Origin of the sequence: Sphingobacterium sp. FBM7-1 (genome assembly GCF_020687765.1) — a bacterium.
Lineage (GTDB): Bacteria > Bacteroidota > Bacteroidia > Sphingobacteriales > Sphingobacteriaceae > Sphingobacterium.
This window is the reverse complement of record NZ_JAJEWJ010000002.1, coordinates 26,014-43,758: the sequence shown is the minus strand read 5'-3', so window position 1 is coordinate 43,758 and position 17,745 is coordinate 26,014. Positions and strand designations below refer to the sequence as shown.

Here is a 17,745-nt window from a genome sequence, read left to right as displayed (position 1 = left end):
CTAACAAAAAATATAAATAGGTGTAATCTTTTTAGTATCATCCGTTCAGTTATTTACAATATCGATCATTTTTAAAAAGATGGCACTACGTTCCGTGCATGAGATGGCTCTCCGTCATGGATGATAGGCCAGCCCTCTTCCCAACGCACCTCGTCCAACATCAAAACTCTCCTAGAAGTGCCGTTTATTAACTTAGCGTCCTCTTTTTTTATGGCATGGTACAATATCCAATCCTTTCCGTCTTTATCCGTAAAAATGCGTGAGTTATGCCCAGGCCCGGCATAGGTATCGTTGCCTTTCATCACCACCGTACCGCGCCCTCTTACCCGTATATCATTTCCTTCTTTATCAAGATAGGGGCCGAGTAAGTGCTGCGACCTGCCCACTAATACATGGTATCCGCTTTTAGCTCCCTCACAGCAACTTCCTTTGGAACCAAAGAAATAATAATAGCCGTCTTTTTTGTGTATCATGACAGCTTCAAAATCTCCGGCAGCAATCTTCGTCGTGTCTAAAAAGCTCTTCACTCTTCTGCCATTGTCTTTCAATTTAACAGCGTAGGTCCCCTGCTTTGGACCGCGATCGAAACTGCCCCAAAAAAGATATTCTTCGCCATTTTCCGCTATATAGAACGGGTCTATCGAATTGGGCACATCCATCTCTTTACTCGTAAACAACTTCCCTTGATCGACAAACGGACCAGTCGGACTATCGGCAATAGCAAGTCCAATTCCCGGATCGCTATCTCCCCAAGTGGATATGGAATAATAAAGATAATACTGGCCGTATATATTATTAATATCCGGGGCCCATATCCACCCTTCTTTCTTCCACGCCGGCTTCTGCTCGAAAGCCTCAGCGACATACCGCCAATCCGTCAAATTCGTCGATTCTAAGATCGGCACGAAACGAGCGTCTTGTCCGTCCCCCCAATTATCTTCGGTACCGTAAGCGTAGAATTTATTTTCATTTCCGTCAAATACCACAGAAGGATCTGCCAATACCGGCTCAAATACCGGGTTTGCAAAACGTTGTTCCTCCGTCGAACCTGCGGAGTCTTTTGTCACTCCAGACAAAGAGCAACTTGAACTTAATATCAAAACCAAACAAATATGAAGGTAGGTAAAAGTCATCTTTTGTATCAAAATAGTATCGTTATATTTAATCGTATCGTTTTAAATAATACACTGACCAAAAATCTTGAAACATCTCCAAACATTATTTACATTTTGTGTCAATAAATACCTAAATTGTCTCATCGGTTTTTTTTATTTATATAGTACTCCTAATTCCGCTATTTTTGAAGGGATAAATTGTGTGCATCTTCATAGAAAATCGAAAACAACTGAATAAGCCAACCCATGTCTGCTATCCAAAAACATATCGTTATACTCCTGATCAGTCTATTACAGTTCTTTGGTGTGTATAGTCAGAAGTATTACTTCAATCATTATAAAGTAGATCAAGGATTGTCTAACAATTCTATTTTATGTGCCGTACAGGATGGGGACAGGTTTTTGTGGTTTGGAAGCAAAAACGGATTAAACAGGTTTGATGGCAATCAATTCAAAATTTATCAAAGCGATCCGGCAGCCAGCAATGGTTTAGGAAGTAACTTTATCCGGCACCTTCTGGTCTACAAAGACCACACTATTTGGGTAGGTACAGATCAAGGAATTTATATTTTTGATAAAGAAAAAGAACAATTTAGCGCCTTTCGAGAAGATATAAAAGGTGAAGTCCTCACTATACAAGCAGACAAAAATCAAGAAATATGGTTTGTCGCCAATCTCACTTTACATCATTACATCCCTTCCTCCGACCAACTACGACAGGTAACCAAACCAAAAGACTTTTTTGTTTCTGCGCTCACCTTAGATGCACGGGGTAACGTATGGTACGCCACCCACCGGGGTATATTGACCTGTGTCCAAAGTCAACAATCGATCAACCTAAACAAAGCCATCGACACAAAAGATATCTGGGTGGAAAAGCTCTATACCGACCACGATGGGTATATTTTGGCTGGGACTAGAAACAATGGACTATTACGGATTTCACCACGGGATCTATCTGTCGAACGTATTCTTGAGACAAGTTCAGAAAGTACTACTCTTTTTGTTCGCGATATCCTCCATTTAAACGACGAATACTGGGTAGCCACGGAGTCCGGTATATTTATATACAATACAAAAACGCGCCACACCAAAAAGCTACATTATGAGCATGACAACCCCTGGAGTCTTTCGGACAACGCTGTATATACATTATGCCAGGACCACGAGGGAGGATTATGGGCTGGCACCTATTTCGGTGGTATAAATTATTATCACCCACAGCTCGATTTATTTGAAAAAATATTTCCCAGAAGCAAAAAGCCGTCGATTTTAGGCTATGCTGCGCGTGAAATGGTAGAAGACCAGCAGGGAAATATTTGGATCGGTACGGAAGACAAAGGTCTCAGCTGCTGGAATCCTGATATGGGAACATTCGAACATTATGGAACGTCTGATGGACTGTCGCATGACAATATCCATGGTTTATTGTTGATAGGCGATACGTTATTGATCGGGACATTTGATAAGGGGCTCGATTTATTTGATACCCGTCGACGAAAAATCATAGGACATTACGATAGCCATAATACACAGGAGGCGCTGGGAAATAATTTCATATATCATATTTATAAGACAAGAACAGGCACAATTTATCTCGCTACAAGACGGGGGCTCTATATTTTTAATCCCGAAAGTGAAACATTTACCTTGTTTCGAAAAGTCCCTAATTATATTTTCTACACGACTATTTTTGAGGATACGCAGGGAAATATCTGGCTAGGAACATGGCGAGATGGCTTACTTAAATATGATCCCACAAGTGACCAAACAAAATGGTACACCCACAATATGCAACATCCGCGCTCCCTGAACAGTGATCGAGTCAACCGTATTTATGAAACAACTAAGGGAAAGATATGGGCGGCAACTGAAAACGGAATTGCTGTTCTGAACGACAACCAAGAAGATTTTATGCGGATCACCACTGCAGATGGTCTCCCCAGCAACCAAATCCTTACCTTTACGGAAGATGCTTTTAATACGCTGTGGATATCAACCTCGCACGGCCTTGTCAGTTATCATATACACACCGGAAGTATACAGGTCTACAATAAAGAACGCGGAATAATCGGGCTACAATTCAATTATAATGCCGTGTTACAAGATCACAATAAATTCATCTATTTTGGTGCATTAGGCGGAATGATACGGTTTAATCCTGCTTTAGTCAACAGACATACGCGCTCACAACGTATTCCAATTTATCTCACCCGCCTCGAGGTACAACATAAAGAAGTATTGGCTTCTACACCAAACGCTATTTTAGATACAGCCATTGCCTATACACACGCGCTTCAGTTAGAACATGATGAATCGACGTTCAGTATTGAGTTCGCCGCTATGACATTTCTCTCGCCTCAGTCAAAAGTATACCGTTATAAACTGGAAGGATACGATAAACAGTGGGTTACGCTTAAAAATAGTAATACGGCTTATTTTACACAGGTACCTGCCGGAAAATATACGCTTCGCATACAACTGACAGAAATCGACGGCACGCCTATTTCTTTTGAAAAAAGACTACCGATTACCATTCACCCCCCTATTTGGCTGTCTCCACTCGCCTACACCCTCTATGGATTGCTCCTGCTATCTATCATTAGTTATATCATCTGGATCTATGATCAACGTATCAAAGAAAAAAACAGAAAGCGTCTAGAAGCACTTAAAATCCATCGCGAAAGAGCATTATACAAGGCCAAGATAGACTTCTTTACCGATATAGCACATGACATAAAAACACCACTAACACTGATAAAGGCTCCCCTCGAGAAAATTATGTCGAAAGTGGACGAACAATCTCCATTGTCGAAATGGCTCCATACCATAGAAAGAAACACCAATAAACTAGTCATGATGACGAATCAATTGCTCGATTTTCGGAAAATAGAATCAGACGGTTTTAAATTATACTTTATACCGGTACATATTAACCAACTCCTAAGAGAAATCATCCAGGACAATAATACGCTTATCCATTACAAAAAGATCAAGATATCTTGGCAATTAAACGCCCCCGAACCGTTAACGCTGGATAAAGACACCGTTTCCAAAATTATCAATAACCTCCTTAGTAATGCCATCAAATACACGCATCAATACATCCATATAACAACCGAAATTGCGACCCCGCAGCAGTTAACGATTACCTTTAAGAATGACGGAGATCTTATTCCAAAAGAAGAAATGGAAAATGTTTTCAAACCGTTCTATCGGGCAAAAGCACATATTGGCAAAGCAGAAGGTACAGGCCTTGGATTATCGCTTGCTAAATCATTAGCTGAACTACACGGAGGCTCTCTCCAGGTGTCTGTAGAGGGAAATGCCAATATTTTTAAGTTAACATTGCCCCTATTGAATCAATAGAAACAACATATATCATACTTTTATATGATCATATCTATCCCCTACAACAACTCCGTTCCGTTCGAAGGAACCACCTTAATCGCGGTCAAGTCAAGATTAAACCGCTCCTTGTATATCGGCGTCAGGCGTTCCACAAGCAGATCTTGAAAAGAGTTCTTTACCAAGTTAATGGTACAGCCCCCAAAACCACCCCCCATCATCCGCGCACCGATCACCTCCGGGAATGCCTTCACATAGTCTACCAAAAAGTCCAACTCCGGACAACTCACTTCATATTCCTTACTCAAGCCCTCGTGTGCCCGAAATAACTGCTCGCCCAAGCGGTCTAAATCCCCCTGCTCGAGCGCATCACACGCCCGGTTCAGCCGTTCATTCTCCTCCACCACAAAACGACACTTCGTATACATATCCAGATCTACCGGCTTAACATGCGCCTCCAGCATGTCCAGCGTCACATCCCGTAAACTATTTACCTCCGGAAAATGCTGCTGAACCAAACGCACCCCCTCTTCGCAGGACGCCCGCCGATCATTATAAGCCGTAGAAGCCAAAGAATGCTTCACATTCGTATTCAATAATAAAATCGCATAATCCCCTAATTCCAAAGGCTTATACGAGAAAGAGAGATCCCGGCAATCCAATTTCACCACATGGCCCGCCTTGCTCATCACCGAGGCAAACTGATCCATGATTCCACATTTCACACCCGCATAAGTATGCTCCGCCAACTGTCCAATTTTCGCAATATCCACCCGGTCTATTTCCAAGTCAAACAGGACGTTCAGCGCAAAACCTGCAGCACATTCCAAGGCAGCCGAAGAGGACAGTCCAGCCCCTAAAGGCACATCCCCATCAATATACATATCAAATCCGCCCACGGCTTCACCCCGCAGTACCAATTGATTTACCACGCCGAGTACGTAGTTCGGCCAGCCCTTATCGACGGGACGAATATCCGCCAAAGCCACTTCAAAGTATTCTTCGAAATCCTCCGCATACAAACGGATAACCGCATCGTTTCGCTTTCCAACCCCTACATAAATAGCCTTATCAATTGCCGTAGGCAACACAAAACCCTCATTATAGTCCGTATGCTCACCGATGATATTAATCCTTCCCGGCGATCGGACGATGTGCGTAGGCGCATCTCCAAAAACGCTTGAATATCTTTCTGCTATCTGCTCTTTAAAAATCATGGTGTATTATCCTTTGTAATGAATCGTAGATTGTTGTTTTAATGTATTCGCCGCCTGCTCCGGCGTAATATCCCGTTGTGGTGTAGCCAGCATTTCATAGCCCACCATAAATTTCTTGACCGTGGCCGACCGCAACAAAGGCGGATAAAAATGCATGTGCCAATGCCACTCCGGATGCTCCCCTGTATTGACCGGTGCCTGATGCATCCCGGCTGAATAAGGGAAAGAAGTCTTGAAAATATTATCGTAACGTGTAGTTAACTCCTTCAAAGTACGGGCGAGATCAGCCTTTTCTTCTTCCGTAAATCCCTGTATAGTCGATACCGGACGTTTACTCACGATCATGGTCTCATAGGGCCACGCCGCCCAAAAAGGGACAAGCGCCACGAAATGAGCATTATCGACGATGATACGCTCGTTCTTTTTCAATTCCAGCGCGACGTAATCTTGCAACAAGGTACGCCCATGCTGCTCAAAATACGTTTTTTGCTGCGCGCTCTCTTTTTCGATCTCTACCGGTAGCGAACTTTCTGCCCAGATCTGTCCATGCGGATGCGGGTTACTGCATCCCATGATACTACCCTTATTCTCAAATATCTGAATATATTTTATCCACTCGTTTGCCGCCAACGTTTCAAATTCCTGCTGCCAAAGGTCTACGACCGCTTTTATTGCATCCACCTCCATCTCCGGTAGCGTCAAATCGTGACGCGGCGAAAAGGATATCACTTTACATATCCCTCTTTCCGATTCAGCGACAAGGAGATTCTCCTCGTTGAACTGTCCGGTCGGCGTATCTTCCAATAAGGCCGAAAAATCATTGACAAACACAAAGCTGTCCTTATACGGCGGATTCTGCGTACCATCGGCACGCGAATTTCCAGGACACAAGTAGCATTTCGGATCATACTCGGGCCGGTTGTCCGGTGCCAGATCCTCCACTTGTCCCTGCCACGGGCGCTTACTACGATGGGGCGAAACCAGGATATATTCTCCCGTTAAAAGATTTTTACGTTTGTGCGGTTGTTCTGCAAAATCCAACATGGTTTAAGGTTATATTTTTATAAATATCACGTTTTTTTAGCAAAAACAAAAAAGGAAGGAAACAAAAAGTGTCCATAATACACTTTATCGGAAGCAGACAAATTGAATGCCAGCACCTTAACCATACTGACAGCTGCCCCAAAAAAAAAAGAAAGATTAGGAAAGAATTGGCTTTTCGCCCTTAATCAGTTCAAAAACGGTGATCTCCGGCAACATGCCTACCCGTCCCGGGTAACCTAAAAACCCAAAACCCACATTCACATAAAGTTGCTGCTGCTGCTCTTCGTAAAGACCCGCCCACTCTTTGTAAACATATTTCGCCGGACTCCATTGGAAGTGCTCACCGCGCACACCAAATTGCATCCCGTGCGTATGCCCCGCAAACATCACATCCACATCCGTATCCAATACCTGCGCACGCCAATGCGAAGGGTCATGCGACAGCAATAACTTAACCGGCGACTCTTCCGTACCCGACAACGCTTTCGTCAAATCGCCTTTTTTCGGGAAACGGCCCGTGCCCCAGTTTTCCACCCCCACAATCGCAATCTGCTCGTTATTCACCACGATATCGCGGTGCTCATCCAACAACAAATCCCATCCCATCACCCGATGCGTTTCCTTCAAATCTTGCAAGTTTTTGCGCTTCGCGGCCGAATCTTCCCGACCAAAGTAGTAATCGCCATAATCGTGATTACCCAATACCGAATACACCCCCAAGTCTGCTTTCAACTTCGCGAAAATATCCTGGTAGTCGCGCATTTCCGACGCCACATTATTCACCAAATCACCCGTAAAGAACACTGCATCCGGCTTTTCTCCCATCAGCATTTCTATACCGCCGAGTACGGCCTTTTTGTTGTAGAAAGACCCCGAATGCACGTCCGATAGCTGCGCAATGCGCATACCATGAAAAGAAGCCGGCAAGTTGGGTAAATATAATTTTTGCCGAATGATTTTATAATCGTATCCGCCCGAGATCATCCCCCAAGACAAGGGAAAAATAGGGAGAGAAGCAACCAATATACCCGATTTTGTTAAAAATTCCGAACGAGAAATACCATGCACCGGTTCTTCGGGTAAAGGCTCCGAAAGCTCCTCCACACGTCCGGCCAAACTCTTACTTTTTCGTGGCGAAAAAAGCTTTGCTATCCAGATTCCACCCCGACGGATATCATCCAGCAGCAAAATAATGATAAAGATAAACTTACTGACTGCCGTCATAAAAAAGGCCACCAAAATCACCGATCGATAAGCCAGCGGAATATTAAATTTTGCCGAGATATACAGCCCAAGCAAAAGGGAAATCGCATAACCCCACCACACAAAAGCAAACCACTTTGTTTTCGCCACCTTAATTTTCGTTGCCCGTAAAGCAAAGAAAATGTAAAAGTCGAAAACAATTAATAATATAGCGTTAAATATTAACATAACCTCTTTTTATCCTTGTGCCAATCGCTTCAGCACATTAATCCATTTTGGATCATCGTTCAAACTTTCCACCATCGTAACCTTTTCCCCTCCCAACGCTTTGAACTCGTCCGCATACTCCACCTGGATTTCATCAAGCGTCTCTATACAGTCCGCCACGAAAGCAGGACTCAAGACCAACAGCTTCTTGAAACCACGCTGCGCCATCTCGTGCAAAGTATCCGATGTATACGGCTGTATCCACGGAGTTTTCCCTAGGCGGGACTGAAAACAAACGGCATATTGATCACGCGTTAGGCCCATTTTTTCAGCGATCGTACGCGACGTCGCATAACACTGTGATAGATAACAGAAAGAATTTTTAGTCACCTTACACGATTCACAGCCCGCATCTGGACATTGCAATTCGCCGGACGGATCCACCTTCCCAAGCTGCCTTACCGGCAAGCCGTGGTAACTGAACAATACATGGTCATAATCTTCAATAGGATGTTGCTTCGCGTGCTCCGCAAAAGTCTCACACATTTCCTCATCATCACAATAACTACTCACAAAAGAAACCGCTGGAAAGTACTGCCAATGACGCATAATTTCCATGACCTTATCGATGACCGAACCTGAAGTTGCCGAAGCATATTGTGGGAAAAGCGGAATCACACGGATTGACTCCAGCATCATACCTTCCATTTTCTGGAGTGCCGAAGCAATCGATGGGTTTTGATAGCGCATCGCCAGCTCCACGTGGTAATCCTCTCCGAGTTCCTGTTGTAACAAATCCCGTTGCAACTCACTATAATACATTAGTGGCGAACCCGTTTTCTCGTCCCATATCGTTCTATAAGTAGCTGCCGAACGCGGTGCCCGCTTCGGGACAATAGCCCCTTTTACCAACAGCGTACGCCCCAGGTAAGGAATATCCATGACCCGAGGGTCCATTAAAAACTCTGTCAAATACCTGCGTACGTCAGCAGTAGTCGGGTTATCCGGTGTGCCTAATTGCACCAAAAGAATTCCTTTTGTAGCGCTCTTCCTCATTGCGACAAAAATAACCATAAAATACAGGGAAGTTCGGAAAGCACCGATAATATGAGAATAACATGACTGAGCCTAAAGCTGCTCCAAATCCTGCTTTACCTTTTTCATCAGCCACATCGGGGTAGACGTAGCCCCACAGATCCCTACCCGATCTCCCGCTTCAAAAAGCGACGCGTCCAATTCGGCCGGATCGGAAATAAAATAGCTCTCGGGATTTGCCTGCTTACACACATCATAAAGCACCTTCCCGTTAGAAGATTTTTTGCCCGATACAAACACGATTTTGTCGTATTGGCGCGCAAACTCACCTAGATCCTCGTAGCGGTTAGAAACCTGCCGGCAGATCGTATCATTGGCTTTCACCTCATACCCCCGCTGCAGCAGCTCCTGCTTGATTTCATAAAACTTATCAACACTCTTTGTCGTTTGGCTGTACAAGGTAAAAGACTGCGGAAGCTCCACCCCATCCAGCTCCGCGATATCCTGAAACACAATTGCTTCATTATTCGTCTGCCCCTGCAGCCCGATCACCTCCGCGTGCCCATGTTTACCGAAAATCAAGATTTTTTCCTGTCCATCATAAGAGGTCTTGATCCTGTTCTGTAGTTTGAGTACTACCGGACAGGAAGCATCAATCAAGGTAATATTATTTTCCAGCGCCGTACGGTAGGTTTCAGGAGCCTCTCCGTGCGCGCGGATCAACACTTTTTCGTTTTCTAAACGCGCTAAATCTTCATGACCGATAATACGCAGACCTTTCGCCTTTAAGCGAGCCACCTCTTCGTCATTATGCACGATATCCCCCAAACAATACAAATATCCGTCCTCTTCCAGAATTTCTTCCGCCATATCAATGGCATACACCACACCAAAACAGAAGCCGGAGTCCTTATCAATCGTTACTTGAAGATCTTTAGCCATAGTACAAAAGTAAAGATTATTTTCTAGATAATTTCTCCCCCTTTTTTCTTGACAAAAAAGGGGACAAAAAGTCAAGACTGAATATTATTCTGCTGTTTTTCTTTCTCTATTCCTAAACAGCATGGAACTCACTTCGTTCAGACAACATGCTGTTTTTAACGGAATAATCGGCAGAAAAACGAACGCAGAACAATATCAGGTCGGCGTTATTTCTGTCGATAGCATCCAAATAGCGGGATGCGACAAACAAAGTTAAGGAGGGACAATACATTGTATGCCCCCCGTCGCTCAGACAACATGCTGTTTTTAACGGAATAATCGGCTGAAAAACGAACGCAGAACAATATCAGGTCGACGTTATTTCTGTCAATAGCATCCAAGTTACCATACATTGCATGAACCCCACATTACCAATAATTGTCGCATCCAGATGTTTGAGATATGTAGAAACTCCCCATTCGTAGTATCCATTCTCTCAAACATATGAAGCGACGCTTTTTTGGCACAACTTTTTTCTAAAAAAAGTTGCAAAGACTAAAACGGTATGAAAACAAAAAGAGACGCCGGGGGCGTCTCTTAAAATATCAGTAAATCATACGATCACTTCCTATTGGAATTTCTTCGCGTTAACTTTCCGCTCGTTTTCCGTTAAGTAAATCTTCCGCAAACGGATAGACTGAGGCGTTACCTCAATATACTCATCCGCTTGGATGTACTCCATACATTCTTCCAACGAAAATTTGATCGCTGGTGCAATACGCACGTTATCATCCGATCCCGAAGCACGCATATTCGTCAACTGCTTACCTTTCGTAACGTTAATCGTCAAGTCGTTATCCCGGATATGCTCACCCAAAACCTGTCCTTCATAGATGTCCACACCTGGATCCACAAAGAAACGACCGCGATCTTGTAGTTTATCAATAGAATACGCTGTTGTCGTACCCGTATCCAAGGAAATTAACACCCCTGCCGAACGACCTGGGATAGATCCTTTCCAAGGCTCAAATCCTTTCAGACGGTGCGCCATAACAGCCTCTCCCGCCGTAGCCGTCAAAATATTATTCCGCAACCCGATGATACCTCTAGATGGAATCGAAAACTCCAAGTGTTGCATCTCGCCTTTTGTTTCCATTACCAGCAACTCACCCTTCCGTTGCGTAACCAATTCGATTACTTTTCCAGATACCTCTGCAGGAACATCCACCACCATCTCTTCCACCGGCTCACATTTCACCCCGTCAATTTCTTTGACGATTACCTGCGGTTGGCCCACTTGTAACTCGTATCCTTCGCGGCGCATCGTTTCGATCAAAACCGACAAATGCAGGATACCCCGACCATACACTAACCACGCATCCGGAGACTCCGTCGGTACCACGCGCAAAGCCAAGTTTTTCTCCAATTCTTTCTGCAAACGGTCGTGGATATGACGAGACGTTACGAATTTACCCTCCTTACCAAAGAATGGCGAGTTGTTGATCGTAAACAACATGTTCATCGTCGGCTCGTCAATGTGGATAACCTCCAATTGCTCCGGATTTTCAAAATCCGCAATAGTATCACCAATTTCGAAACCATCTATCCCAACCACCGCACAGATATCACCCGCTTTCACTTCCGCTACCTTCGCTCTACCTAAACCCTCAAATGTTTGCAATTCTTTTACGCGTGATTTCACGACTTTACCATCCCGCTTCACCAAAGAAACCGGCTGGCCTTCTTTAATCGTACCCCGCGCTACACGTCCGATCGCAATACGACCCACGAAGGTCGAATAATCTAAGGACGTCACCTGCATTTGCAACGTACCTTCCGAAATTTTCGGTGCCGGTATGTGGCTCACGATTGCTTCTAGCAAATCGGTAAAATCTTCGGACGGCTGCTTCCAATCCGGCGACATCCAACCTTGCTTCGAAGAACCATATAACACCGGAAAGTCCAGCTGCTCTTCGGTTGCTCCCAAATTGAAGAACAAATCAAATACCTGCTCGTAAACTTCGTCCGGACGACAGTTTTCCTTATCCACTTTATTCACAACGACGATAGGCTTAATCCCTAGCGCAAGTGCCTTACCCGTCACAAAACGTGTTTGCGGCATCGGCCCTTCAAACGCATCGACCAAAAGCACCACACCGTCAGCCATTTTCAATACACGCTCCACTTCACCACCGAAATCGGCGTGACCTGGCGTATCAATGATGTTGATTTTTGTGTCTTTATACCTTACCGCTACATTCTTGGAAACAATGGTGATTCCTCGCTCGCGCTCCAGATCAATATTATCCAAAATAAGTTCTCCGGTATTCTCGTTTTCCCTGAATTGGCTTGTAAAATGGAGGATTTTATCAACAAGAGTTGTTTTGCCGTGGTCAACGTGTGCGATGATCGCAATATTTCTAATGTTTTGCATTGAGCGATAATGTATTATAAAAAATTCGAGGTGCAAAGATAACCATTTTACGACTCAAATTTTTATTTTTCAATATATTAATTTATTATTTGTATATATAAACCCTTTACTCATACCGTAAAGCCTCTACCGGATCCAGCTTAGAAGCCTTAGAAGCCGGATAATACCCCGAGAGCATTCCTACCCCTACACAAACCCCCATCCCTAAAAATGCCCATTTCCAAGGGATAATAAAATCTGCTCCCAATCCCAGCGCCAATAAATTTCCGATCGCAATCCCCACCAGCACCCCCACAATTCCGCCCAACAAACAAATCACCACCGCTTCCATGAGAAACTGCCTCCGGATCACCGCCGGTGTCGCACCAATAGCCTTCCGAATCCCGATTTCGCGCGTCCGTTCCGTCACCGAAACCAGCATAATATTCATCAACCCGATAGATGCCCCCACCAAGGTGATAAAGGCAATAACCACCGCCCCTAGCGTCACGTAGGACAAGTTTTCCATCAATATCTGCGCAACCGCGTCCGATTTAACAATCTCAAAATCATTCGTCTGCTTCGTTGTCAAACCTCGTATTTTCCGGAAAGCCGCAATAGCCTCCCCTTCTGCCCGCTCCATTTTATACGGATCCTCCGTCATCACCGTAATCCCATAAGAAGGATCACCCTGTGCCATCATGGCCCTTCCCCGCGACAACGGAATAAGACAGGTTTTATCCGAGCTAAACCCCGCACTAGAACCTTTACTTTCCAACAGCCCCACAACCGTAAACCTTTCGTCGCCGATCATGATATATTCCCCGATCGGCTGCTTATTATGCTTAAACAACCGACTACGCACCTCCTCGCCAATAATCACCACACTATGTGCATTTTCCACATCCTGCATCGTGAAATCACGACCATCTGCCAGCGTATACCCCGAAGTCTGTAAGTAATTATCATCTACGCCGATCACGCCGATATTCGGATTCGTTTTTTCCGCCGAATATCGAACCGTTGCTCCCCAGGTCACATTTACACTAATAGAAACCACAGCATTATAATCATATCGCTCCTTAAAAGCAAGCGCATCCCGATACGTGATCGCCGGGAAGACTTTTGCTTGGCTCCCCGAGTCACCGATCCGGACGTTCACCCCCCGATTACGGATGTTAAACGAATTGGACCCCATAGAAGAAAAGGAATTGGTCAGCGAACTCTGCATCGCATCAATAGAAGTCAACACACCGATCAGCGCCATAATACCAATAGCAATAATCAGTGCCGTCAGAAAAGTACGCAACCTGTTGCTTACAATGGATTGCAAGGCAAGCTTCACATTCTCTCGGTAAGACATCGTAACAGACATGGCACGTTATTTCATCCAAAGTAAACGAAATAATCTGGAAAAACCTATATCCATCAGACACAGTGCGCCTGCTGCACGAAAGCCGAAAGATTATGCTGCAAATTAACCACCTCACCAATCACAATAATCGCCGGATGCGACATACCCGCCTGTTGACTCGCTTTCACAAGATCCTTTACCTTGCAGACCACTTTCTTTTCGTCGGCCCGCGACGCTCTTTGTATAATCGCCGCCGGACGGTCGCCCTCCCCGTGCATCAGGTAGATCCGCGCAATTTCCGCGAGTTTTCGCATCCCCATATAGATCACCACCGTAGAATGACAACGAACCGCTAACGAAAGATCGGCCGCCATATCCCCATTTTTTTTCATACCCGTCAACACCCAGACCCCCTCACTCACCCCTCGGTGCGTCAACGGAATATCACTCAGTCCCACCCCCTGCATACTACTAATACCCGGAATATACTCCACCTTGACCCCCAGCTCTTTGGCCACAAACCACTCTTCGAATCCCCTACCAAAAATATAAGGATCCCCACCTTTTAATCGCACCACGTTCGAAAAATGCGAACAATAATAAACAATTAACGCATTTATATCCTCCTGCGGGACATATTCACCATAAGGATGCTTGCCCACATATATTTTTTGACAATTTTCAGGCGCTATTTTCAACATTTCCTCATTAATTAGGTTATCAAACAGAATTATCTCTGCATTTTCAATGCTTTTATAAGCTTTTACCGTTAATAACTCCGGATCACCCGGCCCTGCTCCCACTATTTTCAGAATTTTACAACTTTTACCCATAAAAATTACTTAAAAACCAATATAAACTTATCAAAAGTAAAATTTATTAAACAAAAACGTGAAAATATTTGATTTTTAAAAACAAAAATCCATACATTAGCAGAAAATAAAGTCAAAAATCATTTTTTACACACAAAAACTCGAAAAATGAATGCAAAAAAAGTGGTGATAATCGGAAACGGAATGGTAGGACATCGATTTTGCGAAAAATTATCAAAAAAACAACCCAATTTCGAGTTAGTTGTATTCGGTGAAGAGCCCATTCCAGCTTACGACCGTGTCCACCTAACCGATTATCTCGGAAAAAAGACCTTGGACGATCTATTTCTAGCAAAAAATAAGTGGTACGAAGAAAACAACATCGAATTACACCTCCACGATCCTATTTTACAGATTAATACCGCTGAAAAATGCGTCATCTCTCAAAACGGCATCCAAACACCTTACGATTACCTCGTATTCGCCACCGGATCCGCTCCATTCGCTCCTGTTATCCCGGGTTTAGATAAGGAAGGCGTCTTCTTATACCGCACCATCGAAGACCTGGATCGGATAAAAGCCTATGCCGCGACCGCCCGTAAAGGAGCCGTTATCGGCGGCGGACTTTTGGGCCTAGAAGCCGCAAAAGCCCTCGTGGATCTCGGCATACAAGAAACTGCCGTCGTAGAATTTGCTCCCCGGCTTATGCCCAGACAAATTGACGACATGGCCAGCAGCATTTTACAAAATAAGCTGCAAGCCCTGGGACTAACCTGCTTCCTGCAAAAATCCACTACCCAAATACTGGGCGACCAACAGATCACCGGTCTTGCTTTCGCGGACGACACCCAATTAGAAAGCGATATCCTGATCATATCCGCCGGTATCAAACCGCGCGACGAACTGGCCAAAGCAGCCGGATTAACCCTCGGCCCGCGCGGTGGGATCCTCGTCGACGAACACATGCGCACCTCCGATCCCGCCATCTTCGCCATCGGCGAATGCGCACTCTACAACGATATGATATACGGCTTGGTCGCTCCGGGATACGAAATGGCCAGCGTAGCGGCCACCACCATCTCCGGCGAACAACAACGTTTCACCGGCTTCGACATGAGCACCAAGCTCAAATTAATGGGCGTCGATGTAGCAAGTTTCGGTGATCCATTTATCACCGAGCCCCATGCACGCACCATACTGCTCGAAGATAAAAACAAAGGCATCTACAAACGCCTCAACATCAGCCCAGACGGCACCCGGCTATTAGGCGGTATCTTGGTAGGCGAAGCAGCAAGTTACAACATGCTATTACAGACCGTAACCAACAACATGCCCCTTCCGGAACACCCCGAAACACTACTTTTAGGCGAACAAAGCGAAAGCAAACCCGCAGGAGCCGGACTCGAAGCCCTGCCCGATACCGCGCTGATCTGTAGCTGCGAGGGCATTACCAAAGCACAGATATGTGATGCTGTCACGCAGCAAGGATGCGAGCACGCCGACGACGTCAAAAAATGTACGAAAGCCGGTTCCGGTTGTGGAGGCTGTGTCCCGATGGTCAAAGACCTGGTTGCCTACACCCTTAAAAAACAAGGTAAATATATTCGCAACACGATCTGTGAACACTTCAACTTCAGCCGGCAGGAATTATTTGACCTGATTAAGATACATGAGCTCCGCACCTATGACAGTGTACTCGATGATTTAGGAACCGGCCATGGGTGTGAAGTCTGTAAACCCCTTGTATCGTCGCTACTGGCCAGCCTCTGGAACGAAATGATCCTCAGCAAAGGCAACGACGTCGCCCAAGATAGCAACGACCGTTTTCTGGCCAATATACAACGTGGCGGAACCTATTCAGTCGTACCCCGTATTCCCGGCGGCGAAATTACCCCGGAAAAACTCATTGTTATCGGCGAAGTTGCCCAGAAATATGGCCTATACACAAAAATCACAGGCGGGCAGCGGATCGACTTATTCGGCGCATACCTCAACGATCTTCCCCTAATATGGGAAGAACTGATTGCAGCCGGATTCGAAAGCGGACACGCCTACGGGAAAGCCCTGCGCACCGTAAAAAGCTGCGTCGGCAGTACTTGGTGCCGTTTCGGCCTACACGATAGCGTATCCTTTGCCATTCAGATCGAAGAACGCTACCGCGGTATCCGTTCACCACACAAACTGAAATCCGCCGTCAGCGGCTGTATCCGGGAGTGTGCGGAAGCACAGAGCAAAGATTTTGGTATCATCGCCACCGAAAAAGGCTGGAACCTATACGTATGTGGTAATGGCGGCAGCAAACCGCAACACGCACAGCTGCTGGCCAGCGATATCGATAGCGCGACCTGTCTCCGCTACCTCGACCGGTTTCTGATGTTTTATATACATACCGCCGACCCATTGACCCGTACCGCTACCTGGCTAAACAAAATGGAAGGTGGTATCGAGTACCTGCGGAATGTCGTCGTAGAAGACAGCCTTGACATGGCCGCAACCTGGGAAAAAGAAATGGATGCCTTGGTCGCCGCCTATCAATGCGAGTGGAAGGTTGCCGTTAGTGACCCCGAAATACGCAAGCGCTTTGTACATTTTGTAAATGCCCCCGCCGAAAAAGACGAAACCGTCAAATTCGAGGTCATGCGCGGACAAAAGAAAGCCGCCGACTGGAATGCACCCGTTACCCCTTAATACAATAACACACGAAACTTTAATACAAGATCATTATGGAAACTTTAAGCATCACTTCATGGAAATTAGCCTGTCGCGTAGAAGACACCATTGAAAACGGAGGTATCTGTTTGAAACTAGCCGATCAGCAGGTTGCGCTGTTCTATTTCAAACGCCGCAACGAGTGGTACGCCACCCAGAATGAATGTCCTCATAAAAGACAAATGATCCTCAGCCGCGGCATGATCGGCTCACTCGGTGACCAACCCAAGATCGCCTGCCCCTTCCATAAAAAAACATTCGCATTGGATACGGGAGAATGCCTCTCGGGCGATGAATGCGCCATCAAAACCTATCCGGTGAAAGTAGAAAATGGCTGCGTTTACATCGCTCTTCAAAACTAATACAC

Annotated in this window: 12 protein-coding genes; 3 read left to right on the top strand and 9 right to left on the bottom strand. The window is 45.3% G+C overall.

All coding sequences use genetic code 11. The annotated features are described in order from the left end of the window. Positions 1-71 precede the first annotated feature (71 nt). Positions 72-1,067 (bottom strand): family 43 glycosylhydrolase, encoded by a 996-nt coding sequence (locus LKO28_RS04870; RefSeq protein ID WP_227693941.1) that lies wholly within the window; start codon positions 1,065-1,067, stop codon positions 72-74. A gap of 294 nt (positions 1,068-1,361) precedes the next feature. Here LKO28_RS04870 and LKO28_RS04865 point away from each other — a divergent pair, with 294 nt between their 5' ends. Then, positions 1,362-4,484: a two-component regulator propeller domain-containing protein gene (locus LKO28_RS04865; RefSeq protein WP_227693581.1), complete on the top strand. Its 3,123-nt coding sequence runs from the start codon at positions 1,362-1,364 to the stop codon at positions 4,482-4,484. A gap of 41 nt (positions 4,485-4,525) precedes the next feature. Here LKO28_RS04865 and galK read toward each other — a convergent pair whose 3' ends face one another. The 8 genes from galK to cobA form a co-directional block, all read right to left on the bottom strand. After that, positions 4,526-5,680 (bottom strand): galactokinase, encoded by a 1,155-nt coding sequence (gene galK / locus LKO28_RS04860; protein ID WP_227693580.1) that lies wholly within the window; start codon positions 5,678-5,680, stop codon positions 4,526-4,528. A gap of 6 nt (positions 5,681-5,686) precedes the next feature. Next, complete coding sequence (locus LKO28_RS04855; RefSeq protein WP_227693579.1) at positions 5,687-6,724, bottom strand: UDP-glucose--hexose-1-phosphate uridylyltransferase; 1,038 nt, start codon at positions 6,722-6,724, stop codon at positions 5,687-5,689. A gap of 156 nt (positions 6,725-6,880) precedes the next feature. Then, positions 6,881-8,155 (bottom strand): metallophosphoesterase, encoded by a 1,275-nt coding sequence (locus tag LKO28_RS04850; RefSeq protein ID WP_227693578.1) that lies wholly within the window; start codon positions 8,153-8,155, stop codon positions 6,881-6,883. A gap of 9 nt (positions 8,156-8,164) precedes the next feature. Beyond that, entirely contained in the window at positions 8,165-9,190 is a 1,026-nt protein-coding gene (gene hemH, locus LKO28_RS04845; RefSeq protein WP_227693577.1) for a ferrochelatase, read from the bottom strand. Between the two features lie 72 nt (positions 9,191-9,262). Then, the gene (locus LKO28_RS04840; RefSeq protein ID WP_227693576.1) at positions 9,263-10,111 is read right to left on the bottom strand and encodes a 4-hydroxy-3-methylbut-2-enyl diphosphate reductase; all 849 of its coding nucleotides are present in this window, start codon (positions 10,109-10,111) and stop codon (positions 9,263-9,265) included. Between the two features lie 607 nt (positions 10,112-10,718). Further along, the gene (gene typA / locus LKO28_RS04835; protein ID WP_227693575.1) at positions 10,719-12,524 is read right to left on the bottom strand and encodes a translational GTPase TypA; all 1,806 of its coding nucleotides are present in this window, start codon (positions 12,522-12,524) and stop codon (positions 10,719-10,721) included. 106 nt (positions 12,525-12,630) lie between these two features. After that, positions 12,631-13,878 (bottom strand): ABC transporter permease, encoded by a 1,248-nt coding sequence (locus tag LKO28_RS04830; RefSeq protein WP_227693574.1) that lies wholly within the window; start codon positions 13,876-13,878, stop codon positions 12,631-12,633. Between the two features lie 53 nt (positions 13,879-13,931). Beyond that, positions 13,932-14,690, bottom strand: coding sequence for a uroporphyrinogen-III C-methyltransferase (gene cobA / locus LKO28_RS04825; protein ID WP_227693573.1), 759 nt, complete (start codon positions 14,688-14,690; stop codon positions 13,932-13,934). 147 nt (positions 14,691-14,837) lie between these two features. On the opposite strand from cobA, the gene nirB reads away from it, so the two are divergent. Both nirB and nirD read left to right on the top strand, forming a co-directional pair. Continuing rightward, positions 14,838-17,357 (top strand): nitrite reductase large subunit NirB, encoded by a 2,520-nt coding sequence (gene nirB / locus LKO28_RS04820; protein ID WP_227693572.1) that lies wholly within the window; start codon positions 14,838-14,840, stop codon positions 17,355-17,357. Positions 17,358-17,392: 35 nt separating this feature from the next. After that, complete coding sequence (gene nirD / locus LKO28_RS04815; protein ID WP_227693571.1) at positions 17,393-17,740, top strand: nitrite reductase small subunit NirD; 348 nt, start codon at positions 17,393-17,395, stop codon at positions 17,738-17,740. Positions 17,741-17,745: the final 5 nt, after the last annotated feature.

What these genes read in the sequence shown, in the direction of transcription:
- LKO28_RS04865 (WP_227693581.1), top strand. Translation starts at nt 1,362, where the DNA reads ATGTCTGCTATCCAAAAACATATCGTTATACTCCTGATCAGTCTATTA.
- galK (WP_227693580.1), bottom strand. Translation starts at nt 5,680, where the DNA reads ATGATTTTTAAAGAGCAGATAGCAGAAAGATATTCAAGCGTTTTTGGA.
- LKO28_RS04855 (WP_227693579.1), bottom strand. Translation starts at nt 6,724, where the DNA reads ATGTTGGATTTTGCAGAACAACCGCACAAACGTAAAAATCTTTTAACG.
- LKO28_RS04850 (WP_227693578.1), bottom strand. Translation starts at nt 8,155, where the DNA reads ATGTTAATATTTAACGCTATATTATTAATTGTTTTCGACTTTTACATT.
- hemH (WP_227693577.1), bottom strand. Translation starts at nt 9,190, where the DNA reads ATGAGGAAGAGCGCTACAAAAGGAATTCTTTTGGTGCAATTAGGCACA.
- LKO28_RS04840 (WP_227693576.1), bottom strand. Translation starts at nt 10,111, where the DNA reads ATGGCTAAAGATCTTCAAGTAACGATTGATAAGGACTCCGGCTTCTGT.
- typA (WP_227693575.1), bottom strand. Translation starts at nt 12,524, where the DNA reads ATGCAAAACATTAGAAATATTGCGATCATCGCACACGTTGACCACGGC.
- LKO28_RS04830 (WP_227693574.1), bottom strand. Translation starts at nt 13,878, where the DNA reads ATGTCTGTTACGATGTCTTACCGAGAGAATGTGAAGCTTGCCTTGCAA.
- cobA (WP_227693573.1), bottom strand. Translation starts at nt 14,690, where the DNA reads ATGGGTAAAAGTTGTAAAATTCTGAAAATAGTGGGAGCAGGGCCGGGT.
- nirB (WP_227693572.1), top strand. Translation starts at nt 14,838, where the DNA reads ATGAATGCAAAAAAAGTGGTGATAATCGGAAACGGAATGGTAGGACAT.
- nirD (WP_227693571.1), top strand. Translation starts at nt 17,393, where the DNA reads ATGGAAACTTTAAGCATCACTTCATGGAAATTAGCCTGTCGCGTAGAA.